This is a genomic window from Chryseobacterium electrogenes, assembly GCF_053553015.1.
In genome coordinates, this window is record NZ_JBNPPB010000002.1 from 2,622,144 (window position 1) to 2,640,092 (window position 17,949).

General features: G+C 33.7%; 15 protein-coding genes. 4 read left to right on the forward strand and 11 right to left on the reverse strand.

Annotated features, from left to right (window positions below; all coding sequences use genetic code 11):
- Nucleotides 1–331 precede the first annotated feature (331 nt).
- Nucleotides 332–2,935, forward strand: coding sequence for an MGH1-like glycoside hydrolase domain-containing protein (locus tag ACQQ6V_RS12010; protein ID WP_448845764.1), 2,604 nt, complete (start codon nt 332–334; stop codon nt 2,933–2,935).
- A gap of 64 nt (nt 2,936–2,999) precedes the next feature.
- Here ACQQ6V_RS12010 and rpmA read toward each other — a convergent pair whose 3' ends face one another.
- Together rpmA and rplU are read right to left on the reverse strand one after the other, a co-directional pair.
- Nucleotides 3,000–3,257, reverse strand: coding sequence for a 50S ribosomal protein L27 (gene rpmA, locus ACQQ6V_RS12015; protein WP_448845765.1), 258 nt, complete (start codon nt 3,255–3,257; stop codon nt 3,000–3,002).
- Nucleotides 3,258–3,290: 33 nt separating this feature from the next.
- On the reverse strand, nt 3,291–3,656 hold the full coding sequence (gene rplU, locus ACQQ6V_RS12020) for a 50S ribosomal protein L21 (RefSeq protein WP_448845766.1): 366 nt from the start codon (nt 3,654–3,656) through the stop codon (nt 3,291–3,293).
- A gap of 454 nt (nt 3,657–4,110) precedes the next feature.
- On the opposite strand from rplU, the gene ACQQ6V_RS12025 reads away from it, so the two are divergent.
- From ACQQ6V_RS12025 to ACQQ6V_RS12035, 3 genes are all read left to right on the forward strand, one after another.
- Nucleotides 4,111–5,610 carry a GH3 auxin-responsive promoter family protein gene (locus tag ACQQ6V_RS12025; RefSeq protein WP_448845767.1) on the forward strand — a complete coding sequence of 500 codons (1,500 nt, stop codon included), beginning with the start codon at nt 4,111–4,113 and terminating at the stop codon, nt 5,608–5,610.
- 160 nt (nt 5,611–5,770) lie between these two features.
- Complete coding sequence (locus tag ACQQ6V_RS12030) at nt 5,771–6,733, forward strand: T9SS type A sorting domain-containing protein (RefSeq protein WP_448845768.1); 963 nt, start codon at nt 5,771–5,773, stop codon at nt 6,731–6,733.
- 89 nt (nt 6,734–6,822) lie between these two features.
- Nucleotides 6,823–8,061 carry an MFS transporter gene (locus ACQQ6V_RS12035; protein WP_448845769.1) on the forward strand — a complete coding sequence of 413 codons (1,239 nt, stop codon included), beginning with the start codon at nt 6,823–6,825 and terminating at the stop codon, nt 8,059–8,061.
- Nucleotides 8,062–8,248: 187 nt separating this feature from the next.
- On the opposite strand, the gene serS is transcribed toward ACQQ6V_RS12035, so the two are convergent.
- From serS to ACQQ6V_RS12080, 9 genes are all read right to left on the reverse strand, one after another.
- On the reverse strand, nt 8,249–9,517 hold the full coding sequence (gene serS / locus ACQQ6V_RS12040) for a serine--tRNA ligase (protein ID WP_448845770.1): 1,269 nt from the start codon (nt 9,515–9,517) through the stop codon (nt 8,249–8,251).
- Nucleotides 9,518–9,591: 74 nt separating this feature from the next.
- Entirely contained in the window at nt 9,592–10,095 is a 504-nt protein-coding gene (locus ACQQ6V_RS12045) for a hypothetical protein (protein ID WP_448845771.1), read from the reverse strand.
- Between the two features lie 27 nt (nt 10,096–10,122).
- Nucleotides 10,123–11,721: an asparagine synthase-related protein gene (locus ACQQ6V_RS12050; protein WP_448845772.1), complete on the reverse strand. Its 1,599-nt coding sequence runs from the start codon at nt 11,719–11,721 to the stop codon at nt 10,123–10,125.
- Nucleotides 11,718–12,920, reverse strand: coding sequence for an MATE family efflux transporter (locus ACQQ6V_RS12055; protein ID WP_448845773.1), 1,203 nt, complete (start codon nt 12,918–12,920; stop codon nt 11,718–11,720). The genes ACQQ6V_RS12050 and ACQQ6V_RS12055 overlap by 4 nt, the downstream gene beginning before the upstream one ends.
- A gap of 49 nt (nt 12,921–12,969) precedes the next feature.
- Nucleotides 12,970–14,097 (reverse strand): glycosyltransferase, encoded by a 1,128-nt coding sequence (locus tag ACQQ6V_RS12060; RefSeq protein WP_448845774.1) that lies wholly within the window; start codon nt 14,095–14,097, stop codon nt 12,970–12,972.
- Nucleotides 14,098–14,135: 38 nt separating this feature from the next.
- Nucleotides 14,136–14,630 (reverse strand): hypothetical protein, encoded by a 495-nt coding sequence (locus ACQQ6V_RS12065; RefSeq protein ID WP_448845775.1) that lies wholly within the window; start codon nt 14,628–14,630, stop codon nt 14,136–14,138.
- A gap of 132 nt (nt 14,631–14,762) precedes the next feature.
- Nucleotides 14,763–15,548, reverse strand: a complete 786-nt coding sequence (locus ACQQ6V_RS12070) for a (Fe-S)-binding protein (protein ID WP_448845776.1) — start codon at nt 15,546–15,548, stop codon at nt 14,763–14,765.
- A 79-nt stretch (nt 15,549–15,627) separates the two neighbouring features.
- On the reverse strand, nt 15,628–16,956 hold the full coding sequence (locus ACQQ6V_RS12075) for a 4Fe-4S dicluster domain-containing protein (protein WP_448845777.1): 1,329 nt from the start codon (nt 16,954–16,956) through the stop codon (nt 15,628–15,630).
- An 8-nt stretch (nt 16,957–16,964) separates the two neighbouring features.
- Nucleotides 16,965–17,915, reverse strand: coding sequence for an MlaD family protein (locus ACQQ6V_RS12080; protein ID WP_448845778.1), 951 nt, complete (start codon nt 17,913–17,915; stop codon nt 16,965–16,967).
- Nucleotides 17,916–17,949 lie beyond the last annotated feature (34 nt).

A 17,949-nucleotide genomic window follows, 5' to 3' on the forward strand; every position in this document is an offset into this window, starting at 1 on the left:
TAATTTCTATTCTGAAAATAAATTAATGTTAATTGTTATTACTGAGTCTATAAGCTTGTGTAGTTTTTGTTGATTTTATGGGGAAATCTGCATATTATTTAAGACATAAATTTTAATTTTCAATTTGTAATAAGGAAGTTACTTTGAGGTTTTTAATAATATTTATTCCCGATTAAAGGAAGATAAAATCACAAGATATTGGTAATTTAGTAGTATTTTTATCAAGTGATTATTCAGATTATGTTACAGAAATAAGAATCTATGTTGTTGGTTGAATGTCTAGTTTGGAAAGTTTTATAGATAATGGATAGCCTAATTTATTTAGAATTTTATGACAGAAAAAGAAAAACTAAATAGCCCTAATTGGAAAAAATGGGGGCCATATATAAGCCATAGACAATGGGGTAATGTAAGAGAAGATTATAGTAATAATGGAGATGCTTGGGATTATACAACGCATGATAAAGCAGAAAGTTGGGCTTATCGCTGGGCAGAAGAAGGGATAGCAGGTATTTCTGATGATAAGCAATTGATGTGTTTTGCTTTGTCTTTTTGGAACAAAAAAGATAAGATTATCAAAGAACGATTTTTTGGTCTTAGTAATTATCAAGGTAATCATGGCGAAGATATTAAAGAGATTTTTTACTACATAGATAACTTACCATCTCATAGTTATATGAAGATGGTTTATAAATATCCCATTAATACATTTCCTTACGAAGATCTTATCACAGTCAATGGACAACGGTCTAATAAGGAAATGGAATATGAAATCTACGACACAGGTGCTTTTAGTAATAATGAATATTTTGACATTTTTATAGAATATGCTAAAGTAGATGAGGATGATTTCTTAGTTAGAATTGATGTTCATAATAGAAGTCAGCATGATGCGCCTTTGGTGGTATTGCCAACCCTTTGGTTCCGGAATAATTGGAGTTGGGGTTATAATAACTATAAGCCATCTTTAGCTTTTTCTAAAGATGCCGAAATTGATATTCACCATGAGAGTATTACGATTAAAAAGCTTTATTCGCGAGATAAAAACGTAGAACCTCTTTTTTGTGAAAACGAAACCAATAGACCGAAACTCTTCGGAGAAGAAGGATTCGGGCAATATTATAAAGACGGAATTAATAATTATGTTCTTTATGGTTCACCTACAATTAATCCCCAAAGAACAGGGACAAAAGCCAGCTTTAGATGTGAAGGTGTAATTCCTGCAAACGGTAATCATACTTTTGAGTTCAGGCTTTCTCCACATATTATGGACGATGCCTTTTGGGATTTTGACGATATATTCAACAGAAGAATAGAAGAAACCAATGCTTTTTATGCAGAGATCCAACGAGATATTCATAATGAAGATGAAAAAAATGTTCAACGTCAGGCATTCGCAGGTTTATTATGGAACAAGCAATTCTATCATTACAATATCGGAAAATGGTTAAAAGGTGATCCCAATCATCCTGTAGATAGACAAGGTTATGTCAGGAATACAGATTGGTCACATCTCCATAATAAAGATATCATCTCTATGCCAGATAAGTGGGAATATCCGTGGTATGCCACTTGGGATTTGGCATTTCATTGTGTGAGTTTTAGCTTAATAGATGCCAGTTTTGCAAAAAACCAATTGATGTTACTTACCAAAGAATGGTATATGCATCCTAATGGACAGATGCCAGCTTATGAATGGAATTTCGGAGATGTTAATCCTCCGGTACATGCATGGGCGACTTTCAGAGTTTTTAAAATTGATGAAAAGCATAACGGAAAACCAGATTTATTTTTCTTAGAAAGTGTTTTTCAAAAACTATTACTCAATTTTACTTGGTGGGTCAATCGTAAGGATGTTAACGGTAATAATATTTTCGGTGGTGGATTTTTAGGATTGGATAATATTGGCGCTTTTGACAGAAATATGGAGTTAGAAGAAGGTGATTATCTGGAGCAAGCCGATGGGACGAGTTGGATGGCAATGTATGCGCTCAATATGATGAGGATCTCTATGGAGCTGGCGACTTATAATCCGGTGTATGAGGATATGGCGATTAAGTTTTTTGAGCATTACCTTTACATTGCAGAAGCCATGGAGAATATTGGAGAAGACAAAGCTGGACTTTGGGATGAAGAAGACGGGTTTTTCTATGACTTACTGAAGTTATCACGAGGTAATAGCATTAGTTTGAGATTGAGAAGTATTGTTGGGTTAATTCCGCTGTTTGCCGTTGAAGTTATGGAGCATAGCTTATTGGAGAAGCTTCCTAATTTTAAAAAAAGAATGGAGTGGGTTCTTAAGAACAAACAAGACTTAGCTAAACTCGTGTCAAAATGGTATGTAGAAGGCGAAGGCAATAAACATCTCATGAGTATTCTTAGGAAAAATAGACTATCAAAAGTCTTAAGTAGAATGGTTGACGAAAACGAATTTCTCAGTAATTATGGTATAAGAGCAATGTCCAAAGTTTATGAGAAAGATCCTTTCCATTTCAGTATTAATGGACACGATTATGTTGTGCAATATACGCCTGCGGAGAGCGATAGCAGGATGTTTGGAGGTAATAGCAATTGGAGAGGTCCAATTTGGTTCCCGATTAACTTTTTAATTGTAGAAAGCTTACAACGTTTTCATTTCTTTTACGGCGATAGTCTAAAAATCGAATATCCCAAAGGAAGTGGTGTAGAAAAAAATCTAGAAGAAATATCAAAAGATCTCAGCCAGAGATTATGTAATATATTCCTAAAAGACGACAACGGAAATCGCGCCTTTAATGGAGAAAATTATAATATGAATCACGATCCCTATTTTAAAGATTATATTCACTTTTACGAATATTTTCATGGTGATAATGGTCGAGGCGTGGGTGCATCTCACCAATGTGGATGGACGGCGACTGTGGCTAAGTTACTGCAACCAAGATTAAGCAATTAAGATAAATAACAAAAAAATCCCAACTCATAAAAGTTGGGATTTTCTATATTGTGTAAAACGCTAATTAAGCGTTAACTTCAACAGATACAAAAGATCTGTTATTTGCTTTCTTTCTGAAAACTACTTTACCGTCAACTAATGCGAACAAAGTATGATCTTTACCGATACCAACGTTTTCACCTGGGTGATGTTGAGTACCTCTTTGTCTTACAATAATGTTACCAGCGATTGCAGCTTGTCCACCGAAAATCTTCACACCTAATCTTTTAGAATGAGATTCTCTACCGTTTTTGGAACTACCAACTCCTTTCTTATGTGCCATTTTATTTTAAGGTTTTTGGGTATTAATAATTAATTAGTCAGCAGCTTCTTCTTTCTTAGCTGCTTTTTTAGCTTTAGGTTTTGCAGCATCAAATCCAGTAATAGAAACAACTCTAACCTGAGTTAATTGTTGTCTATGACCGTTTTTCTTAGCATAACCTTTTCTTCTCTTCTTTTTGAAGATGATTACTTTATCAGCTTGAACGTGGTCAAGAATTTCTACTTCTACAGCGATACCGCTTACAGCTGGGGCGCCCACAGTGATTGTTCCGTTAACAGTCATAAGAACTTTATCAAAAGATAATTTAGCTCCTTTTTCTCCTGCTAGACGGTTTACAAACAACTTCTGGTCTTGCTCAACTTTATATTGAAGCCCTGCTATTTCTACAATTGCAAACATTGTTTATGATTTTTATATAATTATTCGAGGTGCAAAAGTACTATTTTCTTTCTATAAGACAAAGACTTATCCTGTTTTTTTTCAATATTTTTGATTTAATCTGTTGAGTTCTAAGATTTGGGCAGCTTTATCCGCCTTCCGCTCCTAAACCTAGCGCAGTGGTTCGACGTAGTCAATCTTTTCACTTCACTTCGTTGCGTAAAAAGGATTTCCGCTCAAATCGAAGCATGAGATTCATCGATTCAATAAAAAAATAATAAATTTAGAGATAAGTCGGGCTGCAGCTTCAATGTAAAATAAATATTTAACAAACCAGTCTATTCTGAGATTCCTACGGAGTGACAGAATAATGTTCAATTTAAAGTCTAATTCCTAGAATCTAAAATCTACTCTTTAAAATCATTATTATATAAAAGAATACTTATAAATTTGACCAACAAAAATTATTTACCTAATGCTGGGTTTCATCAAGAAAAAAATAGCGTTGATTTGGGCAAAAAAACATGTTGCCAAAACTCAACAATTCAAACATAATGCAGTTTCGGATCAAGAAAGATTAATACTTGAGTTGGTTAGAAATGCCGAAAAGACGTTGTTTGGGAGAAATCATCAATTTGAAACCATTCAATCTGTTGAGGATTTTCAAAATCAAGTGCCAATTGCAGATTACGAAGACCTAAAACCTTATATCGAAAAAATTAAAAAAGGGCAGTCAAAAATTCTTTGGCCAGGCTTACCAGAGTATTTTGCAAAAACTTCTGGGACAACGTCCGGATCTAAGTATATTCCGATTTCAGAGGAAGCGATGCCTTTTCAGGTTGCTGCGGCTCAAAGTGCCATTTTCCATTATATTGCTCAGAAAAACAATGCTGATTTCGTCAACGGAAAAATGATTTTCTTGCAAGGTTCTCCAGAGTTAGAAGAGGTTAACGGGATTAATACGGGGAGACTTTCTGGGATTGTAGCGCATCATATTCCGCAATATTTACAAAAAAATAGATTACCAAGTTGGGAAACTAATTGCATCGAAGATTGGGAAGCCAAAGTCGACAAGATTGTTGCAGAAACCGAGAAAGAAAATATGACCTTGATTTCTGGTATTCCGCCCTGGCTCATCATGTATTTTGAAAAATTAATTGACAGACATGGCAAAAAAATAACAGAACTTTTTCCTAACCTTCAACTTATTATTACAGGAGGTGTTAATTATGAGCCGTATCGCGAGAAGATGAATGATCTTCTTGGTAAACCAGTTGATATTGTGCAGACATTTCCTGCTTCAGAAGGTTTTTTTGCCTTTCAGGATGATTACGAAAAAGAAGGTTTGTTATTATTGACCAATCATGGTATTTTTTATGAATTTATTCCTTTAGAAGAATTTGGTAAGCGAGATGCAAGACGTTTAACTTTAAAAGATATCGAACTTAATAAAGATTACGCGATGATTCTGACTACCAATTCTGGGTTGTGGGCATATTCTATTGGTGATGTCGTTCGATTTATTGATAAAAATCCGCACCGTGTCTTGGTTAGTGGAAGGACTAAGCATTATACTTCGGCGTTTGGGGAGCATGTTATTGCTTATGAAGTGGAAGAAGCGCTTAAGGCGACGGTGGAGAAATTTCCTTGTCAGGTAACAGAGTTTCATCTCGCGCCTCAGGTTAATCCAACTGACGGATTACCTTACCATGAATGGTTTATAGAGTTTGATAAAGAACCGGAGGAATTAGAAACATTCAGATTGGAGTTAGATGCGCAGCTAAGACAGCGTAATACTTATTATGATGACTTAATTGCTGGTAATATTTTACAACCATTAATTATAAGAAGCCTTGATAAAAACGCTTTTCAGGATTACGCCAAATCCGAAGGAAAGTTGGGAGGACAAAATAAAATTCCACGCTTAGCCAATGATCGAAAAATTGCTGATTTTCTAGGTGATTTACATTTATGATATTTATCAATTTTTGTAATATTTGCATTTTGTTATTTTGTGTTTCTATTTGTTTAATTTAACGAAGTTAAAGCTATGTTTTTAAAAAAAATACAGCGTAAAAATTGCTGATTATAAAAATTAAACATATATTTGATTATAATTTCAAAAAAATAGTTTTATGAAGAAAGTTTTACTTATTGCAGGAATTGCATTAATCGCAGGAAATGTTAATGCACAAGAGTCTTTAACGGCAAGCGGACCACAGTTTAGTATTAGCGCTAAAGCACCAACTGAAATTTATAACCAGAATGTTGTAGGGAGTAATGGTATTGTTGCCAATATGCTAAGTAATCAAAAATATGTTGCATGTGCTGATGACTTTGTGTTAGATAATGATAGTCGTATTACGAAAATAAAAGTTAAAGGCTTTCAAAATCAAGCTAATTTAGAAACAGTAGTTTCAACAGGTTTAATGGTGTATATATATAAGGATGCTAATGGGAAGCCTAATGGTAACCCAAGTAATACTTCAGTTGCACCTGTAGCTAAGTTTGATTTAACTAAGACTTCTCCAGGTTATTCACTTGTTAAGGATGGCTTGTCTTATGTTTATTCGTTAGACGTAGAAGCTGCATTAGGAGCTGGAAATAGTTTAGTTTTGCAGAAAAATGTTAACTATTGGTTAGTTTTTGCAGCTAAAACAAACTTAACCGCTTATACTGCTGCTGCTAGATTTAACTGGTATACAGGTGATGTTAATTATGAGCCAGCTAAGTTAATTGATCCTTCTAATGCTTTTAATGCAGGAGCTACAGATTGGACTAATATTTCTGACCTTACAGATGAAGTAGCATTTGATGGTTTAGCATTTTCTATAGAAGGTGAGAATGCATTAGGTGTAGGTGAAGTTTTCAATAATAGACAAGTTGTTATCTCTCCAAATCCATCTTCAGATTTTATTAATATTTCTTTAGAAAATGGTAATAAAGTTAACTCAGTAGAGGTATATGATGTTACGGGTAAAAGAGTTATTGCTTCTGCTTCTGCTCAGGTAGATGTTAGAAATTTAGCTAAAGGAACTTATGTAGTTAAAGTACAATCATTAAAAGGTGTTGTTAATCAGAAATTTATAAAAAAATAATTTACTCTACTTTATTGTTTTAATGCCTGCATTTGCAGGCATTTTTTTATTAATATATATTATTTAATATAGTTGCCTTACATTTGTTTATGATTTCATTAGAGCCGTTACAGATTTTAAAAAATCAAGAATACAGACATCTTCTTTCGGGGAGATTTTTCTTGATTATAGCATTCAGGATGTTGGCAACTTTGCTGGGTTGGTGGGTTTATCAGCTGACCAAAGACCCTCTTTCTATTGGGTTAATCGGACTTTCTGAAGTAATCCCTGCCGTAGGATGTGCGCTGTATGCTGGTCATGTGATAGATAATACGGAGAAGAAAAAAATGTTATTACGATGTAATTATTTGTATGTTTTTTTAATAAGCTTCTTACTAATTCCGGCTTTTTTTGGACATAGATTACATTTTACAGGACATGAAATCACGTATTTTATTTACGGAATTATCTTTTGTACAGGTATTTGTAGAGCTTTTTTAGGACCTTTGGTACCATCTATGATTCCGAAAATTGTAAAAACTGAAAATTTACCTTCTGCTGTCACCATGAATCAGGCGACTTTTCTTGTAGCTTCAGTTTCTGGTCATGCGCTGGGTGGTTTTTTAATTGCTTTGATATCAATAAAATTTACTTTAGTGGTAATTATTAGCAGTATGATTATTGCTTCTTTTTTCTTCTGGACACTTAACAAACAAGCGTCTAGCATTAAGAAAACAGACAACCCAGAAGTCTGGAAAAGTATTAAAGAAGGTCTTACTTTTATTGTTAAAACTAAAGAAATTCTTGGTGCTCAGATGTTGGATATGTTTGCCGTACTTTTTGGTGGTGCAGTCGCGATGATTCCGATTTTTGCTAGTGATATTCTTAAGGTTGGCTCGGAAGGTTTTGGCTTGTTAAATGCCGCTTCTGATATTGGATCAATGTTGATTATTATTACCTTATCTATTGTGCCATTAAGAAAAAATCAAGGTAAAATATTGTTATTTGTGACAGCAGGATTTGGGTTGTGTATCATTGGATTTGGTCTGTCAAAAATGTATTGGGTGAGCTTCGGGTTCTTGGTACTAAGCGGAATGCTAGACGGCATCAGTGTAGTGATTAGAGGAACGATTGTACAACTAAAAACGCCTGACGAGATAAGAGGTCGTGTAATGAGCGTTAACTCTATTTTTATCATGTCTAGCAATGAGTTAGGACAGTTTGAAAGTGGTGTAATGGCAAAATTATTCGGTGTGGTAAGATCAGTGGTTATTGGCGGGTCTTTAACTTTTTTGACTGCCGCTTTTATCGCTTCAAGTTCTCCAAAACTTAGAAAAATGGAGTATTAATTTAACCTCAATTTGTGCAGCAATTTCCGCCTTCCACTCTCAATCTTTTTTTTGCCCAGGCTTCGTCATTTCAAAAAAAAAGGATTTCCGTTCAAGTCGGGCTGCGATAAGTTTCGTAACCAAATATTTTATCATAAAAAAACGGACATTCTATAATGTCCGTTTCGTTTTATATCAATGTAAAAGATTAATTAATCAAATCAAATTTAGCATATTCTGCTACTTTTTTAGGTAATTTGATTCCATCTTCAGTTTGATTATTTTCTAACAAAGCAGCCATAATTCTTGGTAATGCCATTGCAGAACCGTTAAGAGTATGGACTAATTGTGTTTTACCATCAGTTTTATAACGGCATTTCAATCTGTTAGCTTGGAAAGTTTCGAAGTTAGAAACCGAAGAAACTTCTAGCCATTTTTCTTGTGCAGCACTCCATACTTCAAAATCGTAAGTCATTGCCGCCGCAAATCCTGTATCACCACCACAAAGTCTTAGTACTCTGTACGGTAATTCTAAGTCTTCAAGGATAGATTTGATATGTTCTACCATTTCTTCTAGAACAGCGTAAGAATTTTCAGGCTTTTCTACTCTGACAATTTCTACCTTTTCGAATTGGTGAAGACGGTTAAGGCCTCTAACGTGAGCACCATAACTTCCTGCTTCTCTTCTGTAACATTGAGAAAAAGCTGTATTTTTTATCGGTAAGTCTTTCTCTTCCAAGATTACATCTCGGTAGATATTAGTCACAGGTACTTCTGCCGTTGGGATGAGGTAAAGATCGTCTGCACCGATATAATACATCTGACCTTCTTTGTCCGGTAATTGTCCCGTTCCGTAGCCAGAAGCTTCGTTAACAACTTGTGGTGGATTAACTTCTAGATAACCTGCATCAACGTTTTTATCTAAGAAATACTGTACCAAAGCACGTTGTAATCTTGCTCCTTTACCAAGATAAACAGGGAAGCCAGCGCCAGCAATTTTCACACCCAATTCGAAGTCGATAAGGTTGTATTTTTTTGCTAATTCCCAGTGAGGGATTGCACCTTCGCCTAGACCTTCTACTGGTGTAGATTGATAGATGTTTTCGTTGTCATCAGCGGTGATGCCTGCAACGACTTTCTCATAAGGGATGTTAGGAATTTGGTATAAGATATCTAACAATGCTTTTTCGGCTTCGTTAAGTTGTTGCTGTAATTCTTTGCTAGAATCTTTGTATTGAGCAGTTTTGGATTTTGCAGCTTCCGCTTCGTCTTTTTTTCCGTCTTTCATTAAGATGCCGATTTCTTTGGAAATCTTGTTCATCTCAGCAAGTTGGGAATCTAAGTCAAACTGAAGTTTTTTTCTGTTATCATCTGCCGCAATTGCAGCATCTACCAAATCTAGGTTTTTGAAGTGTCTTTTCTTAAGACCTTCAATAACGCGCTCTTTTTCTTCGCGTAAAAAATTAACTTGTAACATTTTAATATAGATGTTAGATATTAGATGTTAGACATTTAGACTAAATGCTAACGATTATACAAAACTAGTGATTTTTATTTCACGATTTGGACAATATTTGGCTGTCCTTCGGTTTTTGTGAAAACAAGCTTGCCACCGAACCACATTTTGGAAACTTGGAAACGACTTGGCGTCCAGGAATATTCTACTTTGACGTTTTTGTCATCATTAATAGTTGTTGTGTTTTCTGTCTTAGACAATCTCATAACAAACTCAGAATAGTAAGTTTTATCAGTTGTACTTACAGAGTCTTTAATTAATCTTACGGCACCCGCGACGTAATCTATGTAAGAAATTGTGTCTTTGTCTTGTATGATAGAAACTCCTGAAATAGGCTTTAGGTTTGTTTCTGCTAATAAATCCAAGAATTGTACTTGAGTATAATTATTTTTAATTTTGGGATTTATTAGATCTTTACCAGCCGTGTTTTTAACATAAATATTAAGAACTTGATCAATAGTCTGCACAGACTCATCTTCTGCACGACAAGAAAATATTAGTAATAATGATAGAAATAAAATAGATAATTGGCTTTTCATCAATACAAAGATAGGAAGTTCTTATTATTAAGAAGGATATTTTTTTTGTAGTTTTTTTATATACCAATTACAAATAACGGCATTGTATGTTTTAAAATTGATGAATTTTTTTGAGTCTTCATTTTCAATTTCTGATAGCATGGTTTTAGTTAGGGCTTTGTAATATGGCCAATCTGCATTGTTTATTTTGTTCAAAACTATTTTCCAAGGGAAATAATAACGGATAGCGTCTTTTAATTTTTGAATATTTCTTGTCCAAGAAGATACTGTTAGCTCTTCATTTTTAAAGCTGATGTCCTGAGGGATAAAAAAGAATCTTTCTGCGACATCATCATATAACTTTTTATTTTCGCGATAAGTAAACGGAACATTTCTATAAAAATCGATTAATCCATTATCCCACAAAGGAAAATACTGCTGAAATCCAAAATGATTAAAAACCTGTGAAGAATGAAAAATAAACTTAGATAATTTCTCCTGTAGATCCCACTGTTCTACGGTCATATCATAGTTGTCGTGTCGGTGAGATCCAATATTTTTTAGACTTTCTTTAATTCGGATTCTTATTTGTTGGCATTGTGTTGTGTTTTTTTTGATGAATATAAAATATTTAGATTCTATTAATGACGGTAAATTTTGAAAAGAAGTATTATTTTTTACCGTTTTTAGAATATAACTTCCACCTAGAAAATCGCCAGAATGTCCAGGTAAAAAAACTGAGTTTTCCGGAATTAAATTTTCTTTTAATAATTGATGAACCGCAAAATACTCCATGAGATAAGGCATGGAGAAGCCATTGGCAGCATTGTCTAAATATTCTTTGTAGTGATCTGTACTTTGAATGGAAGGAATATCTAAGGTTTCAAAATTAATAAAATGCCAGTCAAAACCTAAGGTTTCTGCCACCTTTTTGCTAATAGGGACTTCTGGATTATTTTTTCCATAAGTGAAACAAATAACTTTTCTATAACCTAACTTTTTCAGTAGACTAACGATAAGCCTAGAGTCATAGCCACCACTTAAAGGTACAATTGCTGTGCGCTGATCCAGAAATGTGATGAGTTTTTCTCCAGCTTCTAATAACTTTTGTTCTGCTTTTTTTGCTAGATTTTCATAAGAATCTTCAGAAAAAGAATTGGTTATAAAGCTTTGATATTTCTGGATTTGGGCGTTGTCATTGGTTAGAGTTAATATTTGATTTGCATTTGTTTTATAAATATTTTTATCTAAAGTCTCGTCCATGAGAACAAAACCAGCCGTTTGGTATTCTGAGATTGCGTCATGATTAAGATCAAATTGTCCTCTTTGATTAACAATGCTTTGCCAGTCATCAGATATGATGATTTCACCATTGTGACTACTATAAAATACTGGGAAATAATTAATGATATCACTAATAATAATGGTCTTGCCTTCTAGTGAAATTATTACAGAAAAAATCCCATTAATATTTTTGAAAATATTTTCTAAACTAAAATTTTTGTAGTGATGAAGGAGATAATCTAAAGCTTCTTTCTCTTGATACAGTTTCTGGTTTTTATCAAAAAAATAACCAATAAAACTAAATGTTTCTAAAGAAAACCATTTGTAAGAGGTGTTTCCTTTTAAGATTAATTGGTGTTTCATTTTCTTATTTTTTTAATTAAGCTTTTAACTTCTGTTCTGGATATTATAAAATCATGAAGCTGAAATTTCGATAATTTGTTGAACTGCCATAATAATAAGGCTGAAGATAAACAATATGATACAGATGTCACAATGCACGCGCCGACAATGCCAAAATTAGGGATAAAGTAAAAAGAAGCAATTACCGTAAAGGTTAGTCCAAGAATGGATTTTATATTTAGAATTTTTAATTTATTAACTGCGGCAAAATAAAAGCCCACAATATTACTTACTGCTATTGCTAAAACTCCTGGTGCCAAGAGCAAAAAGATCGTTTTGGTTTCATGAAAATCTTTACCAAAAACTAAAGTATAAAGACTCGCAGGAATAACAAGTACAACGGCTATGAAAACCAACGTGATGAGAAAACTTAATTTGATAGAAAGTTTGGTCTGCACAATCGCACTTTGAGAATCGTTATTATTGATGACGTCAGAATATAAGATAACAGCAAGACTACGACTAACGGTCCAGATGGCTTCTGATAAAGCAATACCAACGGAAAAAATACCTACACTGGCAATCCCCTTAAAAAATTCTAAAAAGTAAAATGACAATCTGTTATTCAGAAATTGTAAAAATGCACTTAATTGAGATTTCCATCCGTAATCAAATAAATCTTTAACAATCGCTTTTGATGGTATCAAATTATTGAATTTAAAGGTTTTTGTTAACTGATAAGTGCTTATCAAAAACAAAGTAAGATAACAAAAAATCTGAGCTATAAAATAAGCTGTGACAGAAGTGATTTTAACAATATATACAATACTGAGTAGAAAGAATACATGAACTAATAACTGCAAAATTGTATATAAATTAAACATTTTAATGTTTTGCTTCCCTACAAAAAGATTGATATTAGCTGTCAATAATGCCGAAAATATAGATGACCCAACAAGATATAAAGTATATTGATTACCATGAAAAAAGCCTAGAATTATAGGTAAACTAATGCCAATAATTAATGACCAGATATAAGCAAAGGATAAAATTTGCTCTTCTTTAAATTTTGAAGAAAAGTAAGAAACGCTACTTCCTGTAAAAATATTAGAAAAGAAAGTAATAATTGCAAGATCGGCAGTTATAATTGTAATCACACCCTTACCAACACTTCCCCACAAGTTAGTAGAGTAGATCACGATACCGAAATTGAGGGTCAATATCAGTATACGAGAAAGAAAAGTGTAAATAAAAGCTTTGTGCTTCACTTTATGCTAAGGCTTTGTTGATAAAATTACTAAAAGAATTTTTAATAGATTCCCAATTGTATTGCGCTTCGTAGGCCTCGCGCGCCGTCTGCGCATGGCGATTATATAAGTCAGGATTTTGGATGTAATTTACAATAATATCAGCAATTGCTTCTGCATCTTCTGGATTAACAGTGAAGCCAAAGTCAGAGACTTTCATATGTTTTTCCAATGCTTTTAATTGGGTGTAAATTACGGGTTTTCCAGAAGCGATATAATAGAATAATTTGATAGGTAAGCTATTGGTGTATTCTTTGTTATTCTCTCTAAGGTCAAAACAAATATCTGCTTCAGAAAAAGACTCAGAAAAAGATCTAAAATCTACAGGTTTCTTAATGATAATATTGTCCTTAGGGATTGTTTTAATTAAATCTAAAAAAAGACTTTCGTCACTTAGCCTTTTAGCCTTTCCAACAATTAGAATTTCAATTTTTACCGATGTTTTTTTATGAAGTTCTGTTATTGCATTAAAGAAATTAACAATGCCATCTTCTCGTGATATTCTGCCAGTGTAACAGAGGATAATTTTATTAGAATCTAAAGTTTTTATATTATTACGGATGTAGATGTCATCAGGATAATATGGTAATAATATTTTTTTTTTGAACGGAAAAAAAAATGTCAAAGGAAATTGCTTGCTGGCTTCTCCGAAAATAAAAGCATTACTAGAAAATCCGGCAAACAACTGAATCATAAAAAACTTTAACCAATGGAAAGGTCTTGTTAACTTAGGGAAGACATCTACCATTCTGTAAGAAGGATACCATTCTGTTACATCGTATATAATCTTAGATTTTGTTTTTTTTGAATATCTTCTAGCTGCAATCACAGGTAAAGGTTCGGAGCAAATAATACAATCTGGTTGATAATTCTCACAGATATCAATTAACTTTTTCAGTTTTTCAGAATGACTTTGATCTAGGATAGAATAGGATTCAATATGGATTCCATCGATTGTCCCTACGTAAGTAGAATTTAGACTGGATATTTTAACTTGATTATCTCGGCTTTTTAATGCTTGAGCTTGATGATAAAAGATTCTGTCATCATCATGCTTATGAGCTGTCGTCAAAAATAGAATTTTAGCCATCTTAATTACTCTCTATTTGGTCGTCTTTTGAGATGTAATTATTTATTAATCAAAGGAGCTGCCCAACTTCTTGCAATCGGTTGTAGAAAATGACTTAGGAAATCAAGATAAGTATTCTTAGAAAAATCGAAAACCTCTATGTCTTTTGATAATTCGCCGTTTCTTATTTTGTTTTTGAAGTCTAAAAGTTTCAATGTTTTTACTTCTCCATCTTCTATAAAGCTGGCTTTCATTCTATCAAATAACCCCAATTGGTATTGGCTGTCTAATTCTTTCATTAGTCCTCCTAACGCATCAATACTGCATCCAGAAGCTGTTTCTTTTTCTTCGTCAACACAGATGATGATAAACTGATTTTTTTCGATTTTAAAAGACGCTTCTAATGGTTTACCATGCGCCGCCCAACTTCCTAAGAAGTCGTACAGTTTTTCTGCAATATCTTTGGATTCTTTAGCTGTAAAAGGTCTAGAAGCAGGATATATAATGACTCTATAATCGTTAGTTTCTATAACGCTTGATTCTTCAATCTTCATGTTAGAATGATTTTTTAATTAGAATATTTTAATTAGGATATAAAATTACAAAATATAATCCACTTTGGATATTGTCTTAAAAAAAGAAAACCCAGACATAGCCTGAGTTTCCATTTTATTTTTAAAGAAAAATTATAATTCTTCTGCTTCTACTAAAAGTTCTACAATGTCTTTGACAGTAACTTCTTCATTTTTGTTAAAATGCTTTACACCATCTGTCATCATTGTGTTACAAAAAGGACAACCTGTTGCAATAATATTAGGCTTCTCAGAAAGAGCCTCTTCTGTTCTTTCTACATTAATATCTTTATTGCCTTTTTCTGGCTCTTTAAACATCTGCGCGCCACCAGCGCCACAACATAACCCATTGGTCTTGCAACGTTTCATTTCTACGAGTTCTGCATCCAATTTAGAAAGAAGTTCTCTTGGTGCTTCATATTCTCCGTTAGCTCTACCGAGGTAACAAGGATCGTGAAAGGTGATTTTTTTTCCTTTGAATTGTCCGCCTTCAATCTTTAAGCGACCTTCTTGCATGAGTTGCTTAAGGAATTGCGTATGATGAATAACTTCAAATTTGCCACCAAGACTTGGGTATTCATTTTTCAAAGTGTTGAAACAATGAGGACAAGCGGTTACAATTTTTTTAACATCGTAGGCGTTAAGAATTTCGATATTGGTTAGCGCCATCATCTGGAATATAAACTCATTTCCGGCACGTTTTGCAGGATCACCTGTGCAGCTTTCTTCCTGACCCAGAACTGCAAATTCTACATTGATCTTATTAAGGATTTTACAGAATGCTTTGGTGATTTTCTTGGCGCGATCATCAAAACTTCCTGCGCAACCTACCCAAAATAAAACTTCTGGTGACTTTCCTTCGGCAGCATAATCTGCCATTGTTTTTATAGTGAAATCCATTCTTTCAATTCGTTAATTCGTTGATTTGGAAATGTGATAACTAATACAATTGAGATTAGTACATTATCTCATTTTCAAATTAATTTTCGTTAGCCCAATTAAGTCGATCTGCTTGATTATATTGCCAAGGTGCAGCGTTATTTTCTACATTGGTCATCATAAGATTAAGCTCTTGAGGTGCAGCAGACTGCTCCATTACCAAGAATCTTCTCATCTCAAAAATGATAGATAAAGGATCTAACAATAACGGACAAGCTTCTGTGCAAGCATTACACGTAGTACACGCCCATAATTCTTCTTTGCTAATATAATCGTTAAGTAATTTTTTACCATCATCAACAAATTTTCCGTTTTTGTCAATGTTTTTCCCAACTTCCTCTAGGCGATCACGAGTTTTCATCATGATTAGTCTAGGTGACAACTCTTTACCGGTCATATTTGCTGGGCAGCTAGAGGTGCATCGTCCACATTCTGTACAAGAGTAAGCGTTAAGTAGTTGTACCTGATTAAGATCAAATATATCTTCTGCGCCAAATTTTGAAGGAACTTCTGCATCTCCTTCTACAGGTGCAGCGTAAGGATCAGCATTGGGATCCATCATCAATTTGATTTCTTTAGTTACAGAATCCAAATTATTAAACTGTCCTTTCGGATTAAGATTAGCGTACCAAGTGCTCGGAAATGCTAAAATAATATGAAGATGTTTAGAATAATACAGATAATTCATGAAGAATAAAATCCCTACAAAGTGGAACCACCAAGCTGATTTTTCAATGATATGAAGTGATTCTAGGCTAAAGCTCCCAAAGAATGGAAATAAATGTTTTGATATTGGGAAGTTATTGGAGAATTTTTGGATATTCCATTGAGCATCGGCATAATAGTCTGCGGCATTCATTGTGAAGAAGGCGACCATCAAAGCAAATTCTATAATCAAAATCCAATTGGCATCATGTTTTGGCCAACCGAATAGTTCTTTCATGGTTAATCTTTTAACTCCATAAAAGTTTCTTCTGATAAAGAAAACTACAACGGCAAAAACTACCAAAAATGCCAATACTTCTAATGTTGATGTAAAGACTGCATAAAAACTTTCTCCAAAAATAGATTGTAGAAAACGATGTGTCCCAAAAATACCATCAATGATAATTTCTAACAATTCTATATTAATAATCACAAATCCTACGTAGACAAAAACGTGCAATATACCAGCAATAGGACGTGTCATCATCTTGCCTTGTCCTAATGCTACTCTTGCCATTGTTGCCCAACGTTCGGCTTTCTTATCACTACGGTTAATAGCTCTGCCGAGTAGGATGTTTCTGTAAATTTTGAAAAGGCTTCTTCCAAATAATCCGAAACCTATTATCATTAATATAAAAAAGATAATATTACCAATATATTGCATAGTGAGAATTAGTCTTTATTGTTTTTACCAAACACAGAAATATTAAGGTATCTTTTAGGATTAGCTTTCATATCATCCACTAGATTATTAAGGCTATTGGCTGTCTTGGTGAGATTGTTGTAAAGATCATCATCTTTGGTGAGTTTACCAAGAGAACCTTCACCGTTTTGTATGCCAGAAATAACACCATTAAGCTTGTCAGCCGTTAAGCTTAACTTATCAACAGCGTTATTTAGTTTTTTAGTATCGATATTATCTGCAACGCTCCCAAATTTATCAATAGAATTTTTTGCACTGATTGTTGCAAGGTTAGCGTTGTCTAATACTTTCTGAAGCTTAGGATCATTATTAGCCAATAATAAATTAGTCTGTCTAGAAGTGTTCTCAAAAGACTGGACTGTTTTGTTAAGATTAGATAGTAAGGCTTTGATCTCAGCTCTGTTTTGATCATCAACAAGTTTATTAGCACTGGCAAGAGTAGAGTCTAGCTTTGATAATACGCCAGTAACTTTATCTTTTACAGGGCCAACTTCTGAGGCTAGAGAGCTTAGCATGGACAACTGATATTTGCCACTCAAGGTATCGCCATCTTTGGCAACGACACCACCATAAGCTAAGTTAATTCTCATTTGTGTTCCTGCCATAAATCCTGGCTCAAAAATCTCTGCGTTAGAAGATTTTGAAAAATGGAATTTGTCATTAACCGTCATTTTAACAACAAAATGCATTCTGCCATCTTTTGCTAATATTGGTTTGATTTCATCTACCTGTCCAACTTTTAGACCGTTAATAGAAACGGGGTTAGATACGTCTAAGCCTTCTACATTGTCATATTTGACATAAAATGTATTGTCCGTTGAAAATAGATTTTTACCTTTCATAAATTGGAAAAGGATAACAAAACCTATAATGGCAAATATGGCAATAAGACCTGCTTTTAGTTCTTTACTGAGTTTCACGTAATATGTATTTTAGTCTACAAATATACTAATA